At 35.2% G+C, this 21,576-nt stretch carries 20 protein-coding genes; 4 read left to right on the top strand and 16 right to left on the bottom strand.

All coding sequences use genetic code 11. The annotated features are described in order from the left end of the window. Positions 1-89 precede the first annotated feature (89 nt). From AC07XN_RS04710 to AC07XN_RS04685, 6 genes are all read right to left on the bottom strand, one after another. On the bottom strand, positions 90-872 hold the full coding sequence (locus AC07XN_RS04710) for an L-fucose dehydrogenase (protein ID WP_309916077.1): 783 nt from the start codon (positions 870-872) through the stop codon (positions 90-92). A 47-nt stretch (positions 873-919) separates the two neighbouring features. After that, positions 920-1,747 carry an amidohydrolase family protein gene (locus AC07XN_RS04705; protein ID WP_309916073.1) on the bottom strand — a complete coding sequence of 276 codons (828 nt, stop codon included), beginning with the start codon at positions 1,745-1,747 and terminating at the stop codon, positions 920-922. 156 nt (positions 1,748-1,903) lie between these two features. Beyond that, on the bottom strand, positions 1,904-2,758 hold the full coding sequence (locus AC07XN_RS04700) for a fumarylacetoacetate hydrolase family protein (protein WP_309916070.1): 855 nt from the start codon (positions 2,756-2,758) through the stop codon (positions 1,904-1,906). Positions 2,759-2,764: 6 nt separating this feature from the next. Next, positions 2,765-3,433 carry an SGNH/GDSL hydrolase family protein gene (locus AC07XN_RS04695; protein WP_309916067.1) on the bottom strand — a complete coding sequence of 223 codons (669 nt, stop codon included), beginning with the start codon at positions 3,431-3,433 and terminating at the stop codon, positions 2,765-2,767. A gap of 16 nt (positions 3,434-3,449) precedes the next feature. After that, positions 3,450-4,214: an SDR family NAD(P)-dependent oxidoreductase gene (locus tag AC07XN_RS04690; protein ID WP_494742202.1), complete on the bottom strand. Its 765-nt coding sequence runs from the start codon at positions 4,212-4,214 to the stop codon at positions 3,450-3,452. Between the two features lie 214 nt (positions 4,215-4,428). Continuing rightward, positions 4,429-6,099, bottom strand: a complete 1,671-nt coding sequence (locus AC07XN_RS04685; RefSeq protein WP_494742201.1) for an amidohydrolase — start codon at positions 6,097-6,099, stop codon at positions 4,429-4,431. Positions 6,100-6,463: 364 nt separating this feature from the next. Between AC07XN_RS04685 and AC07XN_RS04680 the strand changes: the two genes are divergently transcribed. Next, a complete protein-coding gene (locus tag AC07XN_RS04680; RefSeq protein WP_494742200.1) occupies positions 6,464-7,234 on the top strand; it encodes a DUF475 domain-containing protein in 771 nt (256 codons plus the stop codon). 119 nt (positions 7,235-7,353) lie between these two features. On the opposite strand, the gene AC07XN_RS04675 is transcribed toward AC07XN_RS04680, so the two are convergent. From AC07XN_RS04675 to AC07XN_RS04630, 10 genes are all read right to left on the bottom strand, one after another. Further along, a complete protein-coding gene (locus AC07XN_RS04675; RefSeq protein WP_309916054.1) occupies positions 7,354-8,400 on the bottom strand; it encodes a hypothetical protein in 1,047 nt (348 codons plus the stop codon). Between the two features lie 21 nt (positions 8,401-8,421). After that, entirely contained in the window at positions 8,422-10,065 is a 1,644-nt protein-coding gene (locus AC07XN_RS04670) for an NAD(P)-binding protein (RefSeq protein ID WP_494742199.1), read from the bottom strand. Further along, positions 10,062-11,558: a polyamine aminopropyltransferase gene (locus AC07XN_RS04665; protein ID WP_494742198.1), complete on the bottom strand. Its 1,497-nt coding sequence runs from the start codon at positions 11,556-11,558 to the stop codon at positions 10,062-10,064. The genes AC07XN_RS04670 and AC07XN_RS04665 overlap by 4 nt, the downstream gene beginning before the upstream one ends. Positions 11,559-11,560: 2 nt before the next feature. Continuing rightward, positions 11,561-11,779, bottom strand: coding sequence for a DUF350 domain-containing protein (locus AC07XN_RS04660; RefSeq protein WP_309916048.1), 219 nt, complete (start codon positions 11,777-11,779; stop codon positions 11,561-11,563). A 38-nt stretch (positions 11,780-11,817) separates the two neighbouring features. After that, positions 11,818-12,027 (bottom strand): hypothetical protein, encoded by a 210-nt coding sequence (locus AC07XN_RS04655; RefSeq protein WP_494742197.1) that lies wholly within the window; start codon positions 12,025-12,027, stop codon positions 11,818-11,820. Position 12,028: 1 nt separating this feature from the next. Then, positions 12,029-13,342, bottom strand: coding sequence for a DUF4178 domain-containing protein (locus AC07XN_RS04650; RefSeq protein WP_494742196.1), 1,314 nt, complete (start codon positions 13,340-13,342; stop codon positions 12,029-12,031). Next, positions 13,326-13,676 (bottom strand): adenosylmethionine decarboxylase, encoded by a 351-nt coding sequence (speD, locus tag AC07XN_RS04645; protein WP_309916041.1) that lies wholly within the window; start codon positions 13,674-13,676, stop codon positions 13,326-13,328. Before speD ends, AC07XN_RS04650 begins: the two co-directional genes overlap by 17 nt. A gap of 1,272 nt (positions 13,677-14,948) precedes the next feature. After that, a complete protein-coding gene (locus tag AC07XN_RS04640; RefSeq protein WP_494742195.1) occupies positions 14,949-16,271 on the bottom strand; it encodes a DEAD/DEAH box helicase in 1,323 nt (440 codons plus the stop codon). 274 nt (positions 16,272-16,545) lie between these two features. Beyond that, positions 16,546-18,270 carry a GMC oxidoreductase gene (locus AC07XN_RS04635; protein WP_309916034.1) on the bottom strand — a complete coding sequence of 575 codons (1,725 nt, stop codon included), beginning with the start codon at positions 18,268-18,270 and terminating at the stop codon, positions 16,546-16,548. A 55-nt stretch (positions 18,271-18,325) separates the two neighbouring features. Then, positions 18,326-18,874 (bottom strand): gluconate 2-dehydrogenase subunit 3 family protein, encoded by a 549-nt coding sequence (locus AC07XN_RS04630; RefSeq protein ID WP_309916031.1) that lies wholly within the window; start codon positions 18,872-18,874, stop codon positions 18,326-18,328. 355 nt (positions 18,875-19,229) lie between these two features. Here AC07XN_RS04630 and AC07XN_RS04625 point away from each other — a divergent pair, with 355 nt between their 5' ends. From AC07XN_RS04625 to trmD, 3 genes are all read left to right on the top strand, one after another. Continuing rightward, a complete protein-coding gene (locus AC07XN_RS04625; RefSeq protein ID WP_309916028.1) occupies positions 19,230-19,763 on the top strand; it encodes a 30S ribosomal protein S16 in 534 nt (177 codons plus the stop codon). Positions 19,764-19,870: 107 nt separating this feature from the next. Further along, positions 19,871-20,434, top strand: a complete 564-nt coding sequence (gene rimM / locus AC07XN_RS04620) for a ribosome maturation factor RimM (RefSeq protein WP_309959159.1) — start codon at positions 19,871-19,873, stop codon at positions 20,432-20,434. 16 nt (positions 20,435-20,450) lie between these two features. Then, positions 20,451-21,137 carry a tRNA (guanosine(37)-N1)-methyltransferase TrmD gene (trmD, locus tag AC07XN_RS04615; RefSeq protein WP_323246881.1) on the top strand — a complete coding sequence of 229 codons (687 nt, stop codon included), beginning with the start codon at positions 20,451-20,453 and terminating at the stop codon, positions 21,135-21,137. The last annotated feature ends 439 nt before the right edge of the window (positions 21,138-21,576 follow it).

Here is a 21,576-nt window from a genome sequence, read left to right as displayed (position 1 = left end):
TTCTATTAGGGGGTGACTTAAGTCACCCCCTAATAGAAAGAAAGGATTTTGATTTAAAGAGCATTTTCAAGAATGAACTCAATGTTTTTCTATAACAAAGCTCTATCTAAATGCGTATAGCCACCGTCAACATAAATTAATTGACCAGTTGTGTGGCTTGAGCGTTTTGACATTAAAAATGCTACCATGTTCGCAATTTCCTCTGCGGTAGTCATACGCTTTCCTAAAGGTATTTTATCTGTAATTTTTGCTAACGTCTCTTCTGGATTAGGTAATGTCTTAATCCAACGGTCATACAAGGGTGTATAACATTCTGCTACAATGACAGCATTAACACGAATACCATAAGGCAATAATTCAACCGCCCATTCGCGCGTAAGGGCATTTCTACCTCCATTTGATGCTGCATAGGCAGAAGTCCCACCTTGTCCGGTCTCAGCCGTTTTTGAACCTATATTTACGATTGCTCCTTTAGATTCTTTCAAGTATGGCAAAGCATGTTGTGCTAATAAATAATAGTGAATTAAATTGCTATGTAATGAAGCCACAAAGCGTTCGTAGTTTCCGCTTTCAAGTCCAACGCCATCGTTTACACCTGCATTGTTTACAAGTCCATCAATTCGTCCAAATTTAGCTACAACTTCATCTACAGCTTTTTTACATTCCTCAGGCTTAGATAATTCAGCTACAAACGACCATGCTTGTCCGCCTGCTGCCTGAATTTTCTCAATTGCTTTCTGATTATCAGCATCATTTCTACCTACGATAGCAACATACGCTCCTTCGGTAGCCAATACGCCAGAAATACCTTCACCAATTCCTTTTGCACCGCCCGAAACGATGATTACTTTTTCTTTGAGTCCTAAGTTCATATTAAATTTTTACCCAAAGCAATAATTACATAGAGCTGAGGTAAGGTTTAAATATTATAAAATTTGAGAGCGTTCCCTCCCATTATCTTTTTCTTTTCTAAGGTCGAAAATGCAGAAAAATACTCATTAACAATCCCCAATTGTTCTTCATATTCAGCAGCAACTAAGCAAACTGGCCAATCTGAACCATACATTAGGCGTTCGGTACCAAATGCTTTTACTACCGTATCTAAGTATATTTTAAAATCAGCTACTTTCCAATCCTTCCACTCGCCTTCGGTAACCATTCCTGATAATTTACAATATACATTTTGATGTAAGGCTAGTTTCTTGATATTGGTTTGCCATTGCGTATACTCCCCAGATTTTATATCGGGCTTAGCGATATGATCTAAGACAAACTTTTGGTCTGGGAACAACTTTGCCAGCTGGATAGCCTGCTCTAACTGATAATGATAAATCAAAATATCATAAGTAAAATCAAATGCTCCTAAGGCTGTAATTCCAGCCTTGAATTTTGGTCTGAGCATAAATTCAGTATCGGCTTCTCCTTGCACTACGTGTCTAAAACCTTTTACAATAGGCAATTCGGCATAATGTTCTAAAATATCATCAACATCGTCTGCTCGTAAATCTACCCAACCAACTACGGCTTTTATAAAAGCATTTTTGTTGGCTAATTCAATCAAAAAATCGGTTTCTGCTAAAGTTTGGTCAGCTTGCACGGCTACACAACCCGAAATGTTATTTTTTGCTAAAATTGGAGCAAGATCCTCAGGCAAGAAATCCCGCTGAATCACCTTCATTTCATCTGAAATCCAATCATGTCGTTGTGCATCGTACTGCCAAAAATGTTGATGTGCATCTATGGTCATAAGGTTTGTTTTTCTTTAAAAATTGAAAATAGTTTGAAAATTTGAAAAGAGGTAAGTATTAAATTACCTAAAGATAAGACACAGCTTGCAAAAAACTGGCAGTATCTCTTTCATTTTCAAATTTCCAAACTACATAACTCATTTTTAAATAAAAAATTATGCTTTCCAGTTTTTAGCCGTTTGCTTTTGTGTACCCAAACCTTCGATACCCAATTCAACTACGTCTCCTTCTTTCAAGAAAACTGGAGGGTTAAAGCCTAAACCAACACCTGGAGGCGTACCCGTAGAAATAACGTCACCCGGTAATAATGTCATGAATTGACTTAAATAAGAAACCAAGGTAGGTATTTTAAAAATCAATTGGTCGGTATTACTATTTTGTACAATTTTTCCATTGACAGAAAGCCACATTTTTAAATCATTCTCATCTTCAATCTCTTCCGTAGTTGCTAAGAATGGTCCAAGTGGTGCAAACGAATCACAGCCTTTTCCCTTACTCCAGTTTCCTCCTCTTTCAATTTGGAATTCTCTTTCTGAAACATCATTGTGTAAGCAGTAGCCTGCTACATAGTTCAGCGCATCAGCTTCGTCTACATACTGTGCTTTTTTACCAATGACAAATGCTAATTCTACTTCCCAGTCAGTTTTTACTGAATTTCTAGGAATAATAATATCATCATTTGGCCCAGAAAGTGCCGTAGTTGACTTAAAGAAAATAATAGGTTCTGGTGGAATAGCTGCGCCTGTTTCACGAGCGTGATCGGCAAAGTTCAACCCAATACAAACAATTTTAGAAGGACGAGCAACACACGAAGCGATACGAACACCTGTGGGAATCTCTTGCAATTCATTTTGTTTTTCAACCAATAATAAACTTAGTTTATCTAAGCCATCATTCTCAAAAAAAGATTCGTTATAATCTTGAATATAAGCCGAAACATCTAGCCATTTTTCTTCTAAGATTACTCCAGGTTTTTCATTACCTACTTCGCCAAATCTAAATAATTTCATAACAATTTATTTTGTAATTAAAGGGAATAATTTATCGGCAACAAACTGATTTCCAAGCTCATTTAAATGAACTCTGTCAGTAGTCAGTATACCTTTATCTTTATTTTCAGGATTATTATTCAAATTATGCGCTAAGAATTCTTTTCTTAAATCACACAAAGGAATATTATTCTTTGTTGCCAAATTTCTGATAAAAGTACTGTATTGATTCATATCACCATCCTGTTGATTACTGAAATCTGTTTTTTCACCAATAGTAGCAGGTGTACACAATATCAATTTGGCGCCACTTGCTTGAATCTTGTTGATTAAAGCTTGATAGAATCTAATGAATTTATCAGGGTCAGTACCAGTACCTGATGTCGCTTTGTGCCAAACGTCGTTTACACCAACATAAATCACTACCAAATCAGGCTTTTTGCTCAGTACGTCATCTTCTAAGCGTAAGTATAAATCATAAACTTTATTCCCTCCAATGCCTGCACCAATCAATTCATATTTAGCTTTATCGCCTTTCTTGTCAATCATCTCTTGCAACTGCGAGATATATCCTTTGGGTTGTACACCAGCTTGAGTGATAGAGTCTCCGAAGAAAATAATTTTTTTAGGTTTTCCCTCTTGAATAAATGAGGTCATCGTCCAGAATAATACAGAAAACAGGACTATTTTTTTCATAAGTATTGTTTAAAATTTAGTTGTTTAATCTAATAAATCCGCCATCAATTGGGTAATCAGAGCCAGTAACGAAGCCAGCTTCATCCGAACATAAATATAGTGCAAGAAAAGCAATTTCTGATGGTTTGGCCATTCTTCCTATGGGCTGAGTAGCTGAAAGTTTTTCGAACATCTCTTCAATATTATTCGGATAATTCTTTGCTAAAAAGCCATCTACAAAAGGAGTATGAACGCGGGCTGGAGAAATGCAGTTACAACGTATATTATCTTTGATGTAATCTTTGGCGATAGATAATGTCATGGTGAGAATGGCACCTTTAGACATTGAATAAGCAAAACGATCGGCAATGCCTACAGATGACGCTACAGAAGCCATGTTTAATATTACCCCTCCTTTGTTTTCCTTCATCATCGGAACGGCAACGTATAAACAATTGTAAGCTCCTTTTACATTTACATTATAAATTCTATCGAAATCTTCTTCTGAAGTTTTTTCAAGGTTACCCACATGTGCAATACCAGCATTGTTTATCAAAATATCAACGCGACCGATGTTGGCAAAAACTGTTTTAACAGCCTCTTGACTCGTTACATTACAAGCATAAGCATTAGCTTTGCCTCCTTCTGCACGAATTTCGTCAACAGTCTCTTGTGCGGCTGTTTCATTGAGTTCTAAAATATTTACTTCTGCTCCTAGTTTAGCAAATAATAATGAGATTGCGCGACCAATTCCTGACCCTCCACCTGTTATTACGACTGACTTGTTAATTAATGAAAACATTGTTCTGATTTTTTTCTTGATTGTTTAGTCCTTTGTATGAAAAAGTAATCAGGATATATAAGTAGTTTATTAAGGAAACATACCCTAAATTTTTAAAAATATTCTTCATAAAATAAAAATAGACGGCAGAAATAGCCGTCTATCTATGTTAAAACCCTAATTGACAAATCAAATTGCATCAAGTAGGTTAAAATTATTTAATATTTTCTTTATTTTAATTTCCTCCACTCTTTACGCTACTCTTGTTCTCTTCAGTTGGCGTTTTTCTGATAGTTGGATAGGTAATTCCTAACTGCTCCATGTAAGTTTTATATTTCGATGGGTCGTAATATAATTTCTTCATTTCTGGTCTAAACTTAGCCATAATCTGCTGGTTGAGATTAATAGCAGGCTTATCGTTTGGTGAAATCAATGGTTCATATTTTACATCCTTCGTTTGCTCATTTTTATAATAATCCCATGCTTTCGTCAGCAAATCTGGTTTTACTAACATATCTAATAAAGTAAGGGCTTCTACTTTCGCTCCTGCCGTTACACCCTTGTGTGCAATCGGTGTAGCCATGCTAATAGCATTTGCCCAATGATGTCCCGGTAATCCAGGAATATTAGAAGGATAACGCAATACTACAGTCGGCAAATTCCATGAAATATCAGCAATATCATCCGAACCACCACCCATACTTACCAAGACAGGCTCGATGGTAGTATCTATTTTCATCGCTAACCCTTTTTTCTCGGGCGACTTTAATTCTGCTTGTAATGAAGTCGCTAACAATTGGTCTTCCTCACTCCATTTTGGTAAACCTACTTTTTTGATGTGTTCAAAAACATTTTCTGCAATAGGTTTATTAAAGTGTCCGGGCCAAGCACTACCCAATACCTCGTAAGTCATCGTAGTACCCGTCATCATCGTTGCTCCTTTTGCGATTGCTACGCCTGCTTCATACAACTCCTTAATTTTCGGATATGTTCTTTCACGGAAGTAATACCATACAGCCGCTTTAGAAGGCACAACATTTGGTTGGTCGCCTCCATCCACAATGACATAATGCGAGCGTTGAGAAGGATATAAATGTTCTCTTTTGAAATTCCAGCCAATATTCATTAATTCAACAGCATCCAAAGCACTTTTACCTCTCCAGGGTGCCCCTGCCGCATGAGCTGCCTCGCCTTCAAAGCTAAATTTTACGGAAACTAAACCATTATTACCAGCATCACCCCATTGTACGCCTAAATTATTAGCCACGTGGGTGAATATACAAGCATCAATATCTTTGAAATGTCCATCACGCACAAAAATAGCTTTTGTACCCACTAATTCTTCTGCTACGCCAGGCCATAGGACTAATGTACCTGCGATTTTCTCACGCTCCATAATTTTTTTAATCACCAAAGCGGCAGTGATATTAAGTGCCTGACCAGAATTATGACCTTCGCCATGCCCAGGAGCACCTTCAATAATAGGGTCGTGATAGGCTACTCCAGGTTTTTGTGATGCTTTAGGGATACAGTCAATGTCTGAACCCAACGCAATCACAGGCTTACCACTCCCCCACTTAGCAATCCATGCTGTTGGAATACCCGAAACACCTTTTTCAATGGTAAATCCTTCTTTTTCAAGAATGCTTGTTATATAATTTGAAGTTTCGTACTCTTGGAAGCCAAGCTCGCCAAAACTGAAAATCATATCGACCATCTGTTGAGAAAACACTTGTTTCTTGTCGATTTCCTCAATAATCTCTTTTTGTAATTTTTCTATTTTCTTGGCATCAATCAGTGTTGTTTCTACTTTAGCCACTGCTTTTTTGGACTGAGCAAATAAAGGGAATTGACTGATTAAACTCAACAAAAGAAGGTAAGATAAAAAGTAAGTATTTTTTTTCATGTTGTTGATATTAAGATAGTTTAGTTGAATGAATTGTATTATCTAATTTGTTCAATTTTTAACTTCAAACAAAATATGAACTTAGTTATTTATTAATAAAAAAGGTAGCACTTATAAAAATGAGTACTCTTTTGCCAACAAATAAGTAATTATAGCTAGAAAACTGTGATAATTTATCAGAATTATTCCCTGAAAATTGTCTGCCATTGTTTTTAAGGTATTAACTTACTTCTCAAATATACCTCTTTGTTCATTTACCACTCTTAATCCTATATAACCAACCAAATTAATATTCTTATCAGCCTTCTCTTTTAGGCGTCAAAGTTTGTAACTTTGGCAATCTTTTGGACACTAAACAGTTTTTATGGATTTTTTGCATCAAATTTTTGGGAATGATTTAGGGGCAGCAGCCTTAATAGTTGGTAATTTAATATTGATAGAAAGTCTTCTTTCGGTGGATAATGCAGCGGTACTCGCTACGATGGTAATGGATTTATCGCCCGAGAAACGAAAAAAAGCCCTTAAATATGGTATTATTGGTGCATATTTTTTCAGAGGTATTTGTCTTTTGTTCGCCTCTTTTTTGGTAAAAGTTTGGTGGTTGAAACCGATAGGCGGTTTATATCTATTGTATCTTACGTATGATTATTTCAAAAAAGAAGCTACTCCATCAGAAAGCGACGACCTGCTAGACAAAAAAAGTAATTGGTTCTATCGCATGACCTTAGGAGCATTAGGTCCTTTCTGGGCTACTGTTTTTTTGGTAGAAGTAATGGACTTAGCATTCTCTATTGACAATGTTTTTGCGGCCGTAGCCTTTACAGATAATCTATATTTAATCTGTATCGGAGTATTTATAGGTATTTTGGCAATGCGTTTTGTAGCACAAGCTTTTGTGAAGTTGATGGAAAAATATCCTTTCCTAGAAACAGCAGCCTTTTTAGTGATTGGCGTACTTGGTTTAAAATTAACCTTATCGTTGTTAACGCATTTCTTACCAGAAAACCCAATTGCTAAATTCTTGGAAAGTGAAGAAGCAGATGCTTATATCTCTGCCATTACAGTAGCAATTTTTGGAGTGCCTTTACTAACGTCCTATTTCTTCAATTACCCGCATCATACTAGGAAGAAGTAAGGTAGACTCCCTCAAGCAAGTGACTGTTATACAACTTTAAATTGCTTGAGGGAAAAATACCTTCTGAATGAAATTGTCTCTACAATTGGCTATATACAAGACTTCATCTTAATATAACCCTAAACCTCAAAACTTCTTTTCCAAATAAAGCCGTCTAAAACATAATGTGTTATCTGAGGCAGTGCTAATAATGGAATGAGTAAAGACTGTACTAATACTGAATCAGTAGTAGGCAGAAAATAAGCCCAAGAAAAAAGAGATTCATAGCTCCCCCATTGCGTGGCATCCCAAAGAGCTTCTTCAAAGTAGGCTATGCTTACAATGGTTACTATAAAAATAAATAGTCCATACTTACTAAAAACAACGCTACTAAAACCTGTAATTGTTCCCTTTCTTTTCTGGAGGTCTATCCAAATCAAACCCATGTATGGAATACCGTGTGTTACTACATTCAAAATGGTAAAAACTAAATCATTATTGAATACCACTATTCCTAAATACCATGATGCCCCGGTACCCAACATTAGTAAAATACGAGGTATATTTAACTGATTATTAAGTATACAATATGCTTCTTTAAGTAAATAAATCACTACAAAACTTATATAAAGCCAGTTTACTGCCGATAGATACATTGCTGTAGAGGGCATTAAATAAAAATCTTTTTCGATAAACCAGACAAAATTTCTTGGCGAATTAAGATGCCAATGAATGATGGGTAAGATAGTAGCTAGGTAAATAATCAGTTCATCGAATATATCAAAATAGCTAGCTTGTTGATGTTGTCGATTATAAAGTCTGACAAAACCATATTGCTGACGGATGAAATGAAAAACAGCTAAATAGGCTAATATCCTCCAGAACCAAAGGTTTCCACCATACCAATATAAGCTTACAAAAAATAGATATGAAAGTAGGGGTATTAATAAATAGAGCGTTTTATGCTTGGTAAAGCTATGCGAATCAAAGTATGTTTTGAACAAGGTACTATGCACATGCGCAACATCTATTAATAAAATAAAAATAACCCATGCCCAGAGTGGCGTTTCTTCATACATCAATGAAGAACGAGTAAATAAAAATGACAAAGCCAATGCTACAAAAGTTGGCGTATGGATAAGCAGTAAGTCTGTTTTTGAATTGGTTATCCAAGGTTGTTTGGTCATACAAATACCTATTAAAACTATCTATAAATGTTGCATTACTTCTTCTGCTACTCTATTGCCTTGATAAAATGCTTCCTCAAAAATTGAAATACCACTTAAATCTGAATGGGCAAAAAATATTTTATCTTCAATGGGTTGGGCAGATAATTTACGCATTTTAGCACTAATAAAACCCACAACAGGGGAAATCATCCCATGTCCCCAGACTTTTACATCAATTTCTTCTACTGTACTCCTAATAGCTGGATGATAGCTTTCTAAATCACTCAAAATCTCTTCAATCCAATCTTGATGCTTTTTCAGAATAGCTTCTTTTCTAGCTTCCAAAGGAGATTTACTAGATAAGGGTAAATAATAAGTCAATACCCATTTATCTTGATTACGATTAAGTAATTGATGGCAAGCGTTAATATATCCTAGTGAAGGAGAACGATAAGCAACATTATCCCAACACATAAATCCATTACTGTCAATCGGTAATTGATTTACTGTAATATTTGCCACCATCCACGGTGCGTATTGAAATAAATCATGATTATTACGTTGCAAACTTTCTGGCAATAATCGATTAGCAATGAATTGTGGGATAGCTAAAATAACTCTCTGAGCATTTATATGCAGGTATTTCTGGCTTTTCCAATTGTATGCAGTTACTTCTACACTCGCAGAAGTCAAATCAAGCATTTGAACTAGTACATGGGTTTTTATGGCTTCTTTAAAATCATTCCCAAGGGCATTAGCCAAAAAGTTATTACCTTCTGGCCATGTTAATACGGCACTACTTTCTGCATTGGCAGCTTTGGCTTTTCGGGCAGCAAAATAATGAATACCAGCATAAGCGGAGGTGATAGTACTTTGAATACCATAATCATCTCTACAACAATAATTTACATACCATAATAAATATTCTGAATCAAAATGATGTTGCTTCAAAAATTCAGTCATCGATATTTCATCCAAGGCTTTAAACGATTCATCTTCTGAAGCTTCACTGAGTGGAATGGTAAAAGCCCAACGTCCATCAGCGCCTTTGGCTTGCCGATAATGATTCATTAATTCAAAAAAATCATTTATTTGCTTTCTATCACTTTCAGCTATCCCATAATTGGGGATCAACCCTTCTTGCCAATGACCTTTCATAAAAAGTCTTTCTTGCGGAGATTGACACAAATAATATTCATTGTAATTAGGTAAGCCTTGGTCAGAGTAACCAGTTATCACGTTGTGTTCCTCTAAAAAACGTAATAATTCTTTATTATCATTGTTAGCAACTGGTAGATAATGTGCTGCCCATGGATATGAAGTGACAGCATTTTTGCCCGCATCTGCATTCCCTCCAAGATGGTCTTCTAAATCAACTAAAAAGAAATCTTTGTGTCCTGATTGATATAATTTTCTAGCAGCAGCCAAACCAGATACTCCAGCACCGACTATCAAAATGGGCGTTGTTATCTTTTCGATAGCTTGTTGATTAATTGAGTCAATATTGACAGGCTGTTTCCTTAACAAATGACCTATTTTAAAGTTTGCACCTAATATTCGCCCCTTAATCGGACTTTTCAAGGGTTCTAAAAGTACCTTTGTTCCCCACGAAACACCTAATATAGCACTGACCCCTGTAAGCAAACGGAAAATAAATGTTTTTCGTTTTAGCTTATTATTCATTGTACCTTCCCCCATTCTTCCTCAAAATAATGTACTAGTATTTGGTTATTCAGTTTATTAATATCGGTATTAACGGCTTGCATATCCTTGGGAAAATACGCCATTTGGTCAAATGAATCAGTAGTCAGGAATTTAAGGTTAGGAATCAGACTATTCTTTACTTGAAAGGATTTTTTTGAGGCTAAAACATATCCCCATTCACCAAATGAAGGAACATAACAATGATAAGGTTGGGTTTGTAACCCGATAGACTGAAGGGTATTATTAACACACCAGAAAGATTTGGGTGCTACATAAGGTGAGGTTGATTGCACTACTAAAACAGCATTATCATTTAATAACTTTCCTACTTCTCGGTAAAAAGTATTGGTATAGAGTTTGCCTACTGAAAAATTAGAAGGGTCTGGAAAATCAATGACGATAAAATCAAATCGTTCATTGGTATTTCTAACCCATTGAAAAGCATCTGTATTAATTACATTTACTTTAGGATGCATCAAAGAGTTTTGATTTAATGAGGTTAATAGAGTATTCATTTTGAACAAATCTGTCATATAAGCATCCAAATCAACCAGTGTAATTTTCTGAATTTGCTTATATTTTAACAATTCGCGAACTGCAAGCCCATCTCCTCCACCCAATACTAGTACTTTTTTGATATGAGGATTAGTTGACATGCCAGGGTGAACTAGGGCTTCGTGGTAACGGTATTCGTCAGTGGAACAAAACTGTAAGTTACCATTAAGGTATAATTTGAGTTCTTTTCGATTACGTGTCAGAACGATGCGTTGATAATAACTTGATTTAGCAAAAATAATTTTATCCTGATAAGCCATTGATTCTGACCAAGACATGATTTTGTCAGATGTAAGAAAACCTATCAGCAGCAATATTAATACTGTCCAAGCTGATAGTTTTAATGCAAATTTGTTTTTTAAATCGGTGGAAAACTGATGACATACAATTAAGGCTACAATAGTATTGAATATACCGAAAAAGAAGGAGGTGCGTATTAACCCCATATACGGGACAAAAATCAAAGGGAATAATACTGAAGCCAATAAAGCTCCGATATAATCAAAAGTAAAAACCTTTGACACTATCTCTTTGAATTCAAATTTACTTTTTTCGAGTACCCTCATTAACAAGGGTATCTCTAACCCAACTAAAATACCTGTTAAGCCAATGAGAAAATATAAAACAATCTGAAATGAGGCTACTTTGTCAAAAACTAAAAAAAGTATAGATGAGCTTGTTCCACCGACTAATCCTACTAAAATCTCAATTTTTACAAACCAAGCTAATAGCTCTTTTTCAATGTATTTAGAGAAAAATGAACCCACTCCCATCGAAAATAGGTAAACACCAATAATCGTAGAAAATTGGGTGACAGAGTCGCCAAGTAGATAGCTCGCGAGCGTTCCTGCTATCAATTCGTAAATAAGCCCACAGGTAGCTATCACAAAAACTGCGAATAGTAAGAGTATAGGCATAATTATCCGTGAATAGCTGCGCTAATAATGATAGCAATGGCAATAATAAAGGCCGCAAATATCAATGCTATGGCTGTATTATTTTTTTCAACAACCTGTTTATAAATATTTTCAGGTGTGATTTTCTCGATAGTTACGAATGATATTACTAAAATAAAAATCCCAATGAATGAATACACTATTGAGTCGATAATAGAACTTAAATGAAAAAATGCTCCCATGATTAATTTGGTTTTCAGTTTTATTACTGTTTAAACTTTTATTTATGATTAAATCCATCATTATTACCTTTAGGTGCCCATTTTTCTGAATGTGACTCCATCAAGTAAAGCAAGCTATGTCCGTTGTATTTACAGTAAGTAAAATACGACATCAAAACTGTAATAAAGCCTATATATAATAGTTTTTCTGTAGCTTGATTGGCTATTATTGACTTGAAGTTTTTAATAAAATTTTCTATATTATCCATACTAATTATTTTCTAAATAAGGCGAGTATTCACTTGAGTCCCATCTGCTCTTTTCAAAATTTCTCTCTATGTAAAAGCTATAGGCAGGGATAATAGCTATACAAACTAGCACGATAAAAAAATTATATATGTCAGCAACGCCACTATCTACAATGATTGAAAAATCAGAAACTATGGATGGATAAGCAGATGAGGGTGTAATCTCTAAATGATATGTTCCTTCTGGTATTTTTTCAAGTAGTGTACTCATTTCTGTGCTTCCTTCTGACCAAGACTCTCCTCCTTCAACACCCGAATAATATTCAACACCCAAGTTTGTTGTGTATTCCTCCCCTGTTTTTTCATTGACTAATACCAAATCTGTTTCAAACCAATTGTTTGAAACATCTGCTCTTAAGGTAAACTCAATGTTTCTATTGCCTCCTTTTAGTTTAAAACTTGGCGTAATATAGAATTTAGTGCTATCGTACTCACTATTCGGACGCATTTCCTCGATAGAAAATACATTAAAATCTTTTGAATAAACACGCTCTGAAGGTGAGAAAAACACTTGTATTATTACTAATAAAGTAAGGGCAATCACTGCTATTTTCATTAGTTCGACAAAAGACACTGAAAAAGAACTAGGTTGTATTACACCTATTCCATCTTCTTTTGGCAATTCCACTTTTTCACCTAATGCCTCGTATAGTTCTATACTAGGCAAGTGCTCTCCTTTGAACCAAGTTATTTTTTTTCTATGTTTTTCAACCGTTAATAAATAAGGTGGATTGATATATTCTTTTACTGAAGTACTTGATACTTCCAGTAAATCTATCGGGAATTCTCCTAATGCTCCCTTAATGTTAGCATGATATTCGCTGAAAAGGCGATAATTTTGGTGTTCAAACGTAATCTCAATTTTGTAGGTATTAATATTCGCATTAGTAGATTCTTTTAAGAAAATCCAATGTCCGTTATACTCTGTAAGAAAATAATACCCTTCTTTTTCATTATAAAGATAATATTCTTGCCAAGCATAAGAGCCTTCTTTCTTTTTAAGAAACCCAACCACCGTAAAATCAATTTCTTTTAGTTTTAGCTTAGTTCCTATTGAAATAGTTGATTTAGCTCCTTGTGGATATTTATGGTTATGGATTTCATCTACTTTATATTGGCCATCATAAAGATTACTTTTCTTTACTACGTGTAATGTTCCACAACTATTACATACAAGACATTGTGTAGCAGCACAGTTAACACGGAGTAATGTTAAGCAGCTTGCACATTGATAGTCCTGAGAAAAGTGAAAAAGTTGATTAACGCTTAATTTCATGAGAAGCAATTACCTTGGCGTTGAACAGTTCTATTAATTTATCGTAAATAGTATGGGCTATTTTATCATTTACCTTCTGATAATTAGAAAGAAAAACATCAAATGTTATGCGTCCAAACTCTGGCCAAGTATGAATAGAGATATGAGATTCTGTTAAGCATACAACTCCTGTAAAACCACCTGTAGGAAAGTTGTGGTAAACCTCTCCAATTTTAGATAAGCCTTGATGCTGAATCATTTCATTTAATAATTGTTGGCAATCAATATAATCTGAAAGCAACTCAATTTTACTGCTTAGACAGTCACAAATAAGGTGTAACCCTGGTTGATACATTTAGTAGTTTTTTCACAAAAATACTTAAATTTAAATATCATGCAAAAATGAATCATCCTGATTTTTCTTTAAAATAAGGTTATTTGAAGATTTTGGTTTTTGGGGGTTTGTTTTAATTCCTTTTGGTACGATTAAAAGACGTTGGTCTTTATCGTTAACAGTCTCGTTAATTATGTTTCAATTCCAATTGGTGCGATTAAAAGATTCTTTTGCAATTTGGCAACGCCATCGCCACGACATTTCAATTCCAATTGGTGCGATTAATAGCTTATAGCCATAGTTCCTAAACTGTGCAGGGTCACTATTTCAATTCCTCTTGGTGCGATTAAAATAGCTTTAGATGACTCTGCCAGCTGTGCTTTCACGAGATTTCAATTCCACTTGGTACGATTAAAAGCGCGGATTGCACATAAGATGTTCGTACGCTTCTATTATTTCAATTCCACTTGGTACGATTAAAAGTTAGGGCTTTTTTGTTGATGTAAAGTTATACTCTTTATTTCAATTCCATTTGGTGCGATTAAAAGTGCACTTGAAGCAAAATATCAAAACGACTATTTACATTTCAATTCCAATTGGGGCGATTAATAGGTAACCGTACAGCTTAGGGCTTATTATTGTGTTGGATTTCAATTCCAATTGGTGCGATTAAAAGTGCTTTACAGCAAGTAACGGGGCTTAATCTTGTGAAATTTCAATTCCACTTGGTGCGATTAAAAGTGAAGAATTGATAAACATTGTAGAAGACCTATTTGAATTTCAATTCCACTTGGTGCGATTAAAAGTCGAAACGAGCAATTTCAACGCTATCCTCATCGCTATTTCAATTCCACTTGGTACGATTAAAAGTCGAAACACTACTGGCAAACTCAATGGTCAGAAATATTTCAATTCCACTTGGTGCGATTAATAGTCTTAAATGGAGTAACAGGCGTAGATAGGAAGTTTTTAATTTCAATTCCACTTGGTGCGATTAATAGACAACCTCAATAAAAACAACGCTTTAAGCGACCCGAATTTCAATTCCACTTGGTACGATTAAAAGTGAAATTCTCTTAGTCATAATCTCATATTCATATTTATTTCAATTCCACTTGGTACGATTAATAGCCGTTTCAAAAATGGCTATTTTAGCTTAATTTAGCACTTTTTATTAAAAAAATATGTAAAATAAATCTATCGTTTCTATAATCGACGATTATCGTCCTTTATTAAAACGTTCTTTATCTTACATATTTTCTATATAAACCTTTCGATGATTAATTCACCAAATTATTCTCTCTTCTTATAAGCCCTGCCATATTTCTTTTTCATTTCTGCGGCATGGTTTCTTCTTACGTTTACTTTGCTGTTTTTCTCTGATTTTTCATGAAATGCCGCACCACCTTCTTCTTTTTTAGGAGCTTTCACTTGAATGGTTTTCATGGTTACTCTTTCAGTCTCCGCAGGCAAAATTTTCGTTGATAAAACTAATTCCTCTGGCAATCCTTGCTGAGGAATCAAATAATTCATCAGATTTTCTATCTCTGAAAGATATTCTTTCTCCTTTTCAACCACAAACGATATTGCTATACCTTTACGCTCTTTTCGTCCTGTTCTACCTATACGGTGGATGTAGTTTTGTGGAGTTTCTGGTAAATCAAAATTTATTACATGGGTTACTTCTGCTACGTCTAAGCCTCTGGCTATAATATCTGTAGCAATCAATATTCTACATTCCCCCGATTGAAATTTATCTACGCTATCAAAACGATGTTTCTGAGCTTTATTCGAGTGAATTACTCCTACTGCTTCTCCATATACTGGACTAACCTCCTCAAATAGTACATCAGCTAAGTGTTTGGTTGAAACAAAGACTAATACTTTTGTCATTGTCTCGTCTTTGGCTAATAACAAATTCAAGAAATTCACTTTTGAGTAAAAGTTGGGTACTTCGTAATAAGATTGGCTAATATTTTCAAGAGGCGTACCTACGGGAGTAGCTTCTACCCTTACTGGACTATTGAAATAGTCTTCTATTAATTGCTCTACTTCTTCATTAAGTGTTGCTGAAAAAAGTAAGTTTTGTCTTCTTTGAGGCAATTTGCCAAACACAATCTTTAATTGTGCTCTGAAACCTAAATTCAACATTTCATCAAATTCATCAATCACTAATTTTTTGACTGATTTACCCGAAAATGCCCCTACTGATATTAAATCAACTAATCTCCCTGGTGTGGCTACTAATATATCTGCTCCTTCTAACAATTCTGCTACTTGCAATTTTGTATTTACACCGCCATAAACGCCCAATACTTTAAAGCTCATATAAGTCAATAACTTCTGAGCTTCTTCTACAATTTGTACTACTAACTCGCGAGTAGGCACAATGATTACTAATTGTGGGGCTTTTTCTTTTGAAAATTTTAACTGACGAAGACATGGCAATAAATAGGCATACGTTTTCCCTGTTCCTGTTTGTGCTATTCCACAAACATCTTTCCCTGACATTACTACAGAAAAAACTTTTTCTTGGATAGCTGTTGGTGAAGTAAAGCCCAAATCCTCAAGGGCGTTAAGTAATTGTTTATTAAGATTTAATTCTTCGAAAGTCATGACTGTAAATTGATTATTACTACAAAGGTAGCTTTAAACTTTCTGAAAGATAAATTAATAGCCCATAATCGTCTGTTTATTAAGCAGATTAGTTTAGCTATCGGCTGTCAGGTTTCAGCTTTCTGAGGGCATATTAGTCATTAAGGAATAGATTTAAAGTAGTAGATAAATCAAAAATACCCAAAACAAAAAGTCCCCAGTTACTTAAAACTGAGGACTTTTAATCATTTTCTGAAACCTAAAACTTCGATTTACAAAGCCCGTTAGCTCATTATTATTTCAACTCACCTTTTTTCAAAGCATCAACGGCATAAGAGGCTGCTCTTGCTGTTAAAGCCATGTAAGTAAGCGATGGGTTTACGCATGAAGCCGAAGTCATAGCTGCACCGTCAGTTACAAATACGTTTTCTGCACCCCAAACTTGGTTGTTTTTATTTAATACAGAGTTCTTAGCATCCGTTCCCATTCTGGCAGTTCCCATTTCATGGATACCGATTCCCAAGTGTTTAGTTTGGTCATCGTAAGGAGTAACGTTTTTCAATCCTGCTTTTTCTAACATTTCTGCTGCATCGTTTTTCATATCGACACGCATTTTTAGTTCGTTGTCACCATAAGCAGCATCGAATACGAATAATGGCATTCCCCACTTATCTTTTTGGTTAGGGTCTAATGTCATTCTGTTTTCAGGATTTGGTATTACTTCACCAAAACCACCGATATTGAATGTCCATTTTCCTGGGTAACTCAAGGCATCTTTAAAGTCTGCACCTAATCCTTCTTGACCAGCACCACGACCCCAATCTTCACGAGAAGCTCCACCTTGGTAACCAAAACCACGTAAGTAATCACGTTTGTCAGTTCCCCAATTACGGTATCTTGGTATATATATACCATTAGCACGACGACCATAGTAATAGTCATCTTCTAACCCTTCAAATTCGCCTCTTGCACCAACCGCCAAATGGTGGTCCATGATGTTACGACCTAGTTGGTCTGACTCATTTCCTAAGCCATTTGGATGGCGTTTCGATTTTGAATTCAACATAATGCCTGTACTTCCAAAAGCCGAAGCATTCAAGAAGATAATCTTAGCAAAATATTCGATTGACTGTAAAGTATTTTGATCAACTATTCTTACACCTATTGCTTTGCCTATTTTGTCATCATAAATAACTTCTTGAACGATAGCGTCAGGGCGAAGTGTTAAATTTCCCGTTTTTACCGCTGCTGGAAGCGTTGAAGACTGCGTAGAGAAATACCCTCCGTAAGGACAGCCCATCATACAACGGTTACGGAACTGACATTGCGAACGTCCTAAATCATAAGCAATTTTAGATTCTCCCGTTAAGTGTGCAGTACGCCCCATGATAAAGTGACGAGAAGAGAATTCCTTTTCAATTCTTTTCTTTAGTTCTTTCTCTAAAGCATTCATGTTCATCGCTGGTAAGTAATGGTCACCATGCGGTAACACATCAATACCATCCTTATTACCGCTGATACCTGCAAATTTCTCTACGTGGTCATACCAAGGAGCTAAATCTTTGTAACGAATTGGCCAATCGGTACCAAGACCTTCTTTAGCATTTGCTTCAAAATCCTTTTCATTTAAACGATATGACTGACGACCCCACATCAAAGAGCGACCACCAACATGGTATCCACGAATCCAGTCGATTGGTTTTTTCTCAACAATTGGGTTTTCTTTATCATTTTCAAACATATCTCTCCAAGGTTCATTTACAGTATAACCTGTACGAACTCCGATGAAATGCTCTTCCGCAGATTTATTATCTACTCTACCACGGTGTTCAAATTCCCATGGTGCTTTAGTAGCATTCGGATAGTCTTGAATATGTTTGATATCACGCCCTCTTTCAAGCATGATTACTTTTAAGCCTTTTTCACACAATTCTTTGGCAGCCCAACCGCCAGATATTCCTGAGCCAACTACGATAGCATCGTAAGTATTTGCTTTATTTCCTGTTCCTGTAATTTCCACTTTGATATTGATTTGAAATTAATGAATTATTTGTGACTTCTTTTCTAAAAAACAACTAGCTCATTGCCCAAGCTTTTTGTCCTTTTTCTAATTTAATGGGCTCATATTTACCCGGAACTTCCAAATACGCTAGTGCTTTTGTCGCACCTGGCTCAGAAGTAAAGTATCCCAAAATCGTCAAATCCTTCATTGTTTTCCAAAACTCAGAACGTTCTTTTGCTGAATCTTCTGCTTTAATCAACGCTAATTTTTGTGCTGGTGTTGCTTTTGAAAATTCAGTACCATTGGCTTTTTTAGAATCCTCATCCAATTTAGTTAAGCCTGCAAAAAAAGCTTTTTGTTGGTCTTCTTTATAACAGTCCTTCACCATCATTTGAATAAACTCTGGTACTTTAGCATCAATTGCTCCTGGTGTTTGTGTGCGGGGTAAAATAATCTCAGCAATTTCTGCAATCATTGCACTTTCCTCAGGCGAAAAACTTAGGGCTGTTGCTTCTGCCGAGCTGCTTGATTTACAGCCTTCCAAAACTGTTGCCAAAGTACTTGCCGAAAGGATTCCTCCCATCGCCAAAGCCATTTTAGCAATTGCGTCTCTTCTTTTCATGTATTTAATTTAAGTTTTGTTTATAATTCAGTATTGAACGTAAAATTACATTTATATTGCAAAAAATTGCATTATTATTTGCTAAACTACTTATTAGCCACCATGTAAGTCAGTGCAGTAATAAATAGTATGATAAAAAATCCAAATCAAAGTAAATTAAAAATAAATATCTTAAAAATACAATTATTTATTTTTAAGAAAATCGATTCTCAAGGCAATTGCATTCTTTTTAGTTATTCTAAAATATTTTGTCAATCAAATCATTGTTAAATCTTTAATTTTAACTATCTTTGCACTCCAATTTACAAATACCATAACCGAAGGACGGGTTCCTTCACTAAAACGTAAATAAAAAATGGCTGTTAAAATTAGATTAGCACGTCGTGGACGTAAAAAATTAGCGATGTACGACATCGTTATTGCTGACGCAAGAGCTCCACGTGACGGTAAATTCATTGAGAAAATCGGAACGTACAATCCAAACACAAACCCTGCTTCTATCAACTTGAACGAAGATAGCGCTTTGAAATGGGTTTTAAACGGTGCTCAACCAACAGATACTACTCGTGCAATTTTGTCATATAAAGGTATATTGTTGAAAAAACACTTGCAAGTGGGTGTTAACAAAGGTGCTATTTCTCAAGAAATTGCTGACTCTAAATTCAACGACTGGAAAACTAGCAAAGATTTAAAAATCACTGGTAAAACTGACGGTCTTGAAGCTACTAAAGCTGCTGATAAAGCTGCTCGTATGGCAAGAGAAACTGAAATCAATGCTGCTCGTGCTGCTGCAATTGCTAAGAAAAATACTGTTGAAGAAGAAGTTGTTGCAGAAGAAACTGAAGCTCCAGCGGCTGAAGGAGAAGCTACTACAGAAGCTGCTGAGTAATTTTCCCAAAGAAATTTCCATAAAAATGATACAAAACTCTTTTGATAAGCTGTTTTGTATCATTTTTTATTTTAACACATTTGTTCATTTTATCAAAGCAAAATCAAGTGTCAAGCCACAAAGTTGATACTGAATATATACCAATGACTAAAGAGGATTGTTTTGAACTAGGGAAAATCACAAAAACTCACGGACTAAAAGGCGAAGTAATCCTTTGGTTGGATGTAGATTTTCCTGAAGATTATGAAGATTTAGAAAGCCTTTTCTTGGAAGTAAAAGGAGAATTGGTTCCTTATTTTATAGAATCATACCGACTATCGGGTAATCGTGCTATCGTGCATTTTGAAGATGTAGACTCTTTTGAAAAAGCAGAATTAATGATTAACCTACAGGCTTTTTTACCATTAGAAGAACTACCAGAACTGGATAGCGACCAATTCTATTACCATGAAATCATTGGTTTTCAAATAGTTGACAAAAATCTAGGAAATTTAGGTACTGTACAAACCGTACATTCAATGCAAGCGCAAGATTTGTTGGTGATGGATTATAAAGGTAAAGAAGTGTTGATTCCGGTAATTGATGAAATTGTATTGCAAGCGGAAAAAGCGCAAAAAATCCTTCATGTAAATTTACCAGAAGGGTTGTTAGAAGTGTATTTGGAAGATTAATTTCAAAAAAACTACCATGCGAATAGATATTATTTCTGTAGTACCCAAATTGATGGAAAGCTTTTTTGCTCATTCAATTTTAAAACGTGGACAAGAGGCTGGTCATGTAGAAGTTGTTTTACATGATTTAAGAGATTACTCTCTTTCTAAACAACGTCAAGTAGATGATTATGCTTTTGGAGGCGGTGCTGGCATGGTAATGAGCGTCGAGCCGATTGCACGTTGTATCAGACATTTGCAAAGCGAAAGACATTATGATGAAGTGATTTACATGACGCCTGATGGTGAAACGTTCAATCAACAGACGGCTAACCAACTTTCGCTTCAAGGCAATCTGTTATTTCTTTGCGGACACTATAAAGGTGTTGACCAAAGGGTTAGAGATATGTTTATCACCAAAGAAATTTCTATCGGTGATTATGTACTTTCTGGTGGCGAATTAGCAGCAGCGGTTTGTGCTGACGCTATTATCCGATTGATTCCAGGGGTATTGAATGATGAAACTTCTGCCTTGACAGATTCTTTTCAAGATAATCTTTTAGCACCACCAGTGTATACACGTCCTGCCGAATTTGAAGGCGTTGGTGTTCCTCCTGTCCTTCTATCTGGTCATGAAGCGAAAATAAATGAATGGAGATTCGAGCAATCTATTGAAAGAACTAAGACTAGAAGACCAGATTTGTATGCAAAAAGCGGTTTATAGTGCCAAAATTAGAGCATTTTTAGTACTATTTTTTGTCTAAATGATGAAAAGAGAGGCTAAAACCAAAAAAAACAAATATTTCTTACAAATAATTGTATTATATGTTTATTTATTTGGATTTTTTATTATTTTTGTGACGAAGAGAAAAACGAGAGGGTGAAGCAATTAAAATAGAAAAACAAAGACAATAACATTAAATAAAGTAAGGATTATATTTAGAAAGCCTGATGTCTGTGGCATCGGGCTTTTTTGTACCCTTAGTTTCCCACTTATCTATTAATACTTATTTCGTAGCTTTAATCGTACCAAGTGGAATTGAAACATTATATTTGTATTCATTTTTTTGAATATAGCCCATAAGCAAGCACTTTTGATTGATAAGATTAAAATTTATCTAATCTCATTTAATCAAAAATAATTTTATGAAAATTTTCAACAA

It is taken from the genome of Arcicella sp. GW458-12-2-14-TSB2 (assembly GCF_059423785.1).
This window is presented reverse-complemented; position numbering and strand designations above follow the sequence as displayed.

Bases quoted from the DNA above. Each gene is read 5' to 3' on its own strand.
- AC07XN_RS04710 (WP_309916077.1), bottom strand. From the start codon at position 872: ATGAACTTAGGACTCAAAGAAAAAGTAATCATCGTTTCGGGCGGTGCA.
- AC07XN_RS04630 (WP_309916031.1), bottom strand. From the start codon at position 18,874: ATGAAAAGAAGAGACGCAATTGCTAAAATGGCTTTGGCGATGGGAGGA.
- speD (WP_309916041.1), bottom strand. From the start codon at position 13,676: ATGTATCAACCAGGGTTACACCTTATTTGTGACTGTCTAAGCAGTAAA.
- AC07XN_RS04705 (WP_309916073.1), bottom strand. From the start codon at position 1,747: ATGACCATAGATGCACATCAACATTTTTGGCAGTACGATGCACAACGA.
- AC07XN_RS04670 (WP_494742199.1), bottom strand. From the start codon at position 10,065: ATGAATAATAAGCTAAAACGAAAAACATTTATTTTCCGTTTGCTTACA.
- AC07XN_RS04685 (WP_494742201.1), bottom strand. From the start codon at position 6,099: ATGAAAAAAAATACTTACTTTTTATCTTACCTTCTTTTGTTGAGTTTA.
- AC07XN_RS04690 (WP_494742202.1), bottom strand. From the start codon at position 4,214: ATGTTTTCATTAATTAACAAGTCAGTCGTAATAACAGGTGGAGGGTCA.
- trmD (WP_323246881.1), top strand. From the start codon at position 20,451: ATGCGAATAGATATTATTTCTGTAGTACCCAAATTGATGGAAAGCTTT.
- AC07XN_RS04665 (WP_494742198.1), bottom strand. From the start codon at position 11,558: ATGCCTATACTCTTACTATTCGCAGTTTTTGTGATAGCTACCTGTGGG.
- AC07XN_RS04655 (WP_494742197.1), bottom strand. From the start codon at position 12,027: ATGGATAATATAGAAAATTTTATTAAAAACTTCAAGTCAATAATAGCC.
- AC07XN_RS04650 (WP_494742196.1), bottom strand. From the start codon at position 13,342: ATGAAATTAAGCGTTAATCAACTTTTTCACTTTTCTCAGGACTATCAA.
- AC07XN_RS04675 (WP_309916054.1), bottom strand. From the start codon at position 8,400: ATGACCAAACAACCTTGGATAACCAATTCAAAAACAGACTTACTGCTT.
- AC07XN_RS04640 (WP_494742195.1), bottom strand. From the start codon at position 16,271: ATGACTTTCGAAGAATTAAATCTTAATAAACAATTACTTAACGCCCTT.
- AC07XN_RS04660 (WP_309916048.1), bottom strand. From the start codon at position 11,779: ATGGGAGCATTTTTTCATTTAAGTTCTATTATCGACTCAATAGTGTAT.
- AC07XN_RS04695 (WP_309916067.1), bottom strand. From the start codon at position 3,433: ATGAAAAAAATAGTCCTGTTTTCTGTATTATTCTGGACGATGACCTCA.
- AC07XN_RS04625 (WP_309916028.1), top strand. From the start codon at position 19,230: ATGGCTGTTAAAATTAGATTAGCACGTCGTGGACGTAAAAAATTAGCG.
- AC07XN_RS04680 (WP_494742200.1), top strand. From the start codon at position 6,464: ATGGATTTTTTGCATCAAATTTTTGGGAATGATTTAGGGGCAGCAGCC.
- AC07XN_RS04700 (WP_309916070.1), bottom strand. From the start codon at position 2,758: ATGAAATTATTTAGATTTGGCGAAGTAGGTAATGAAAAACCTGGAGTA.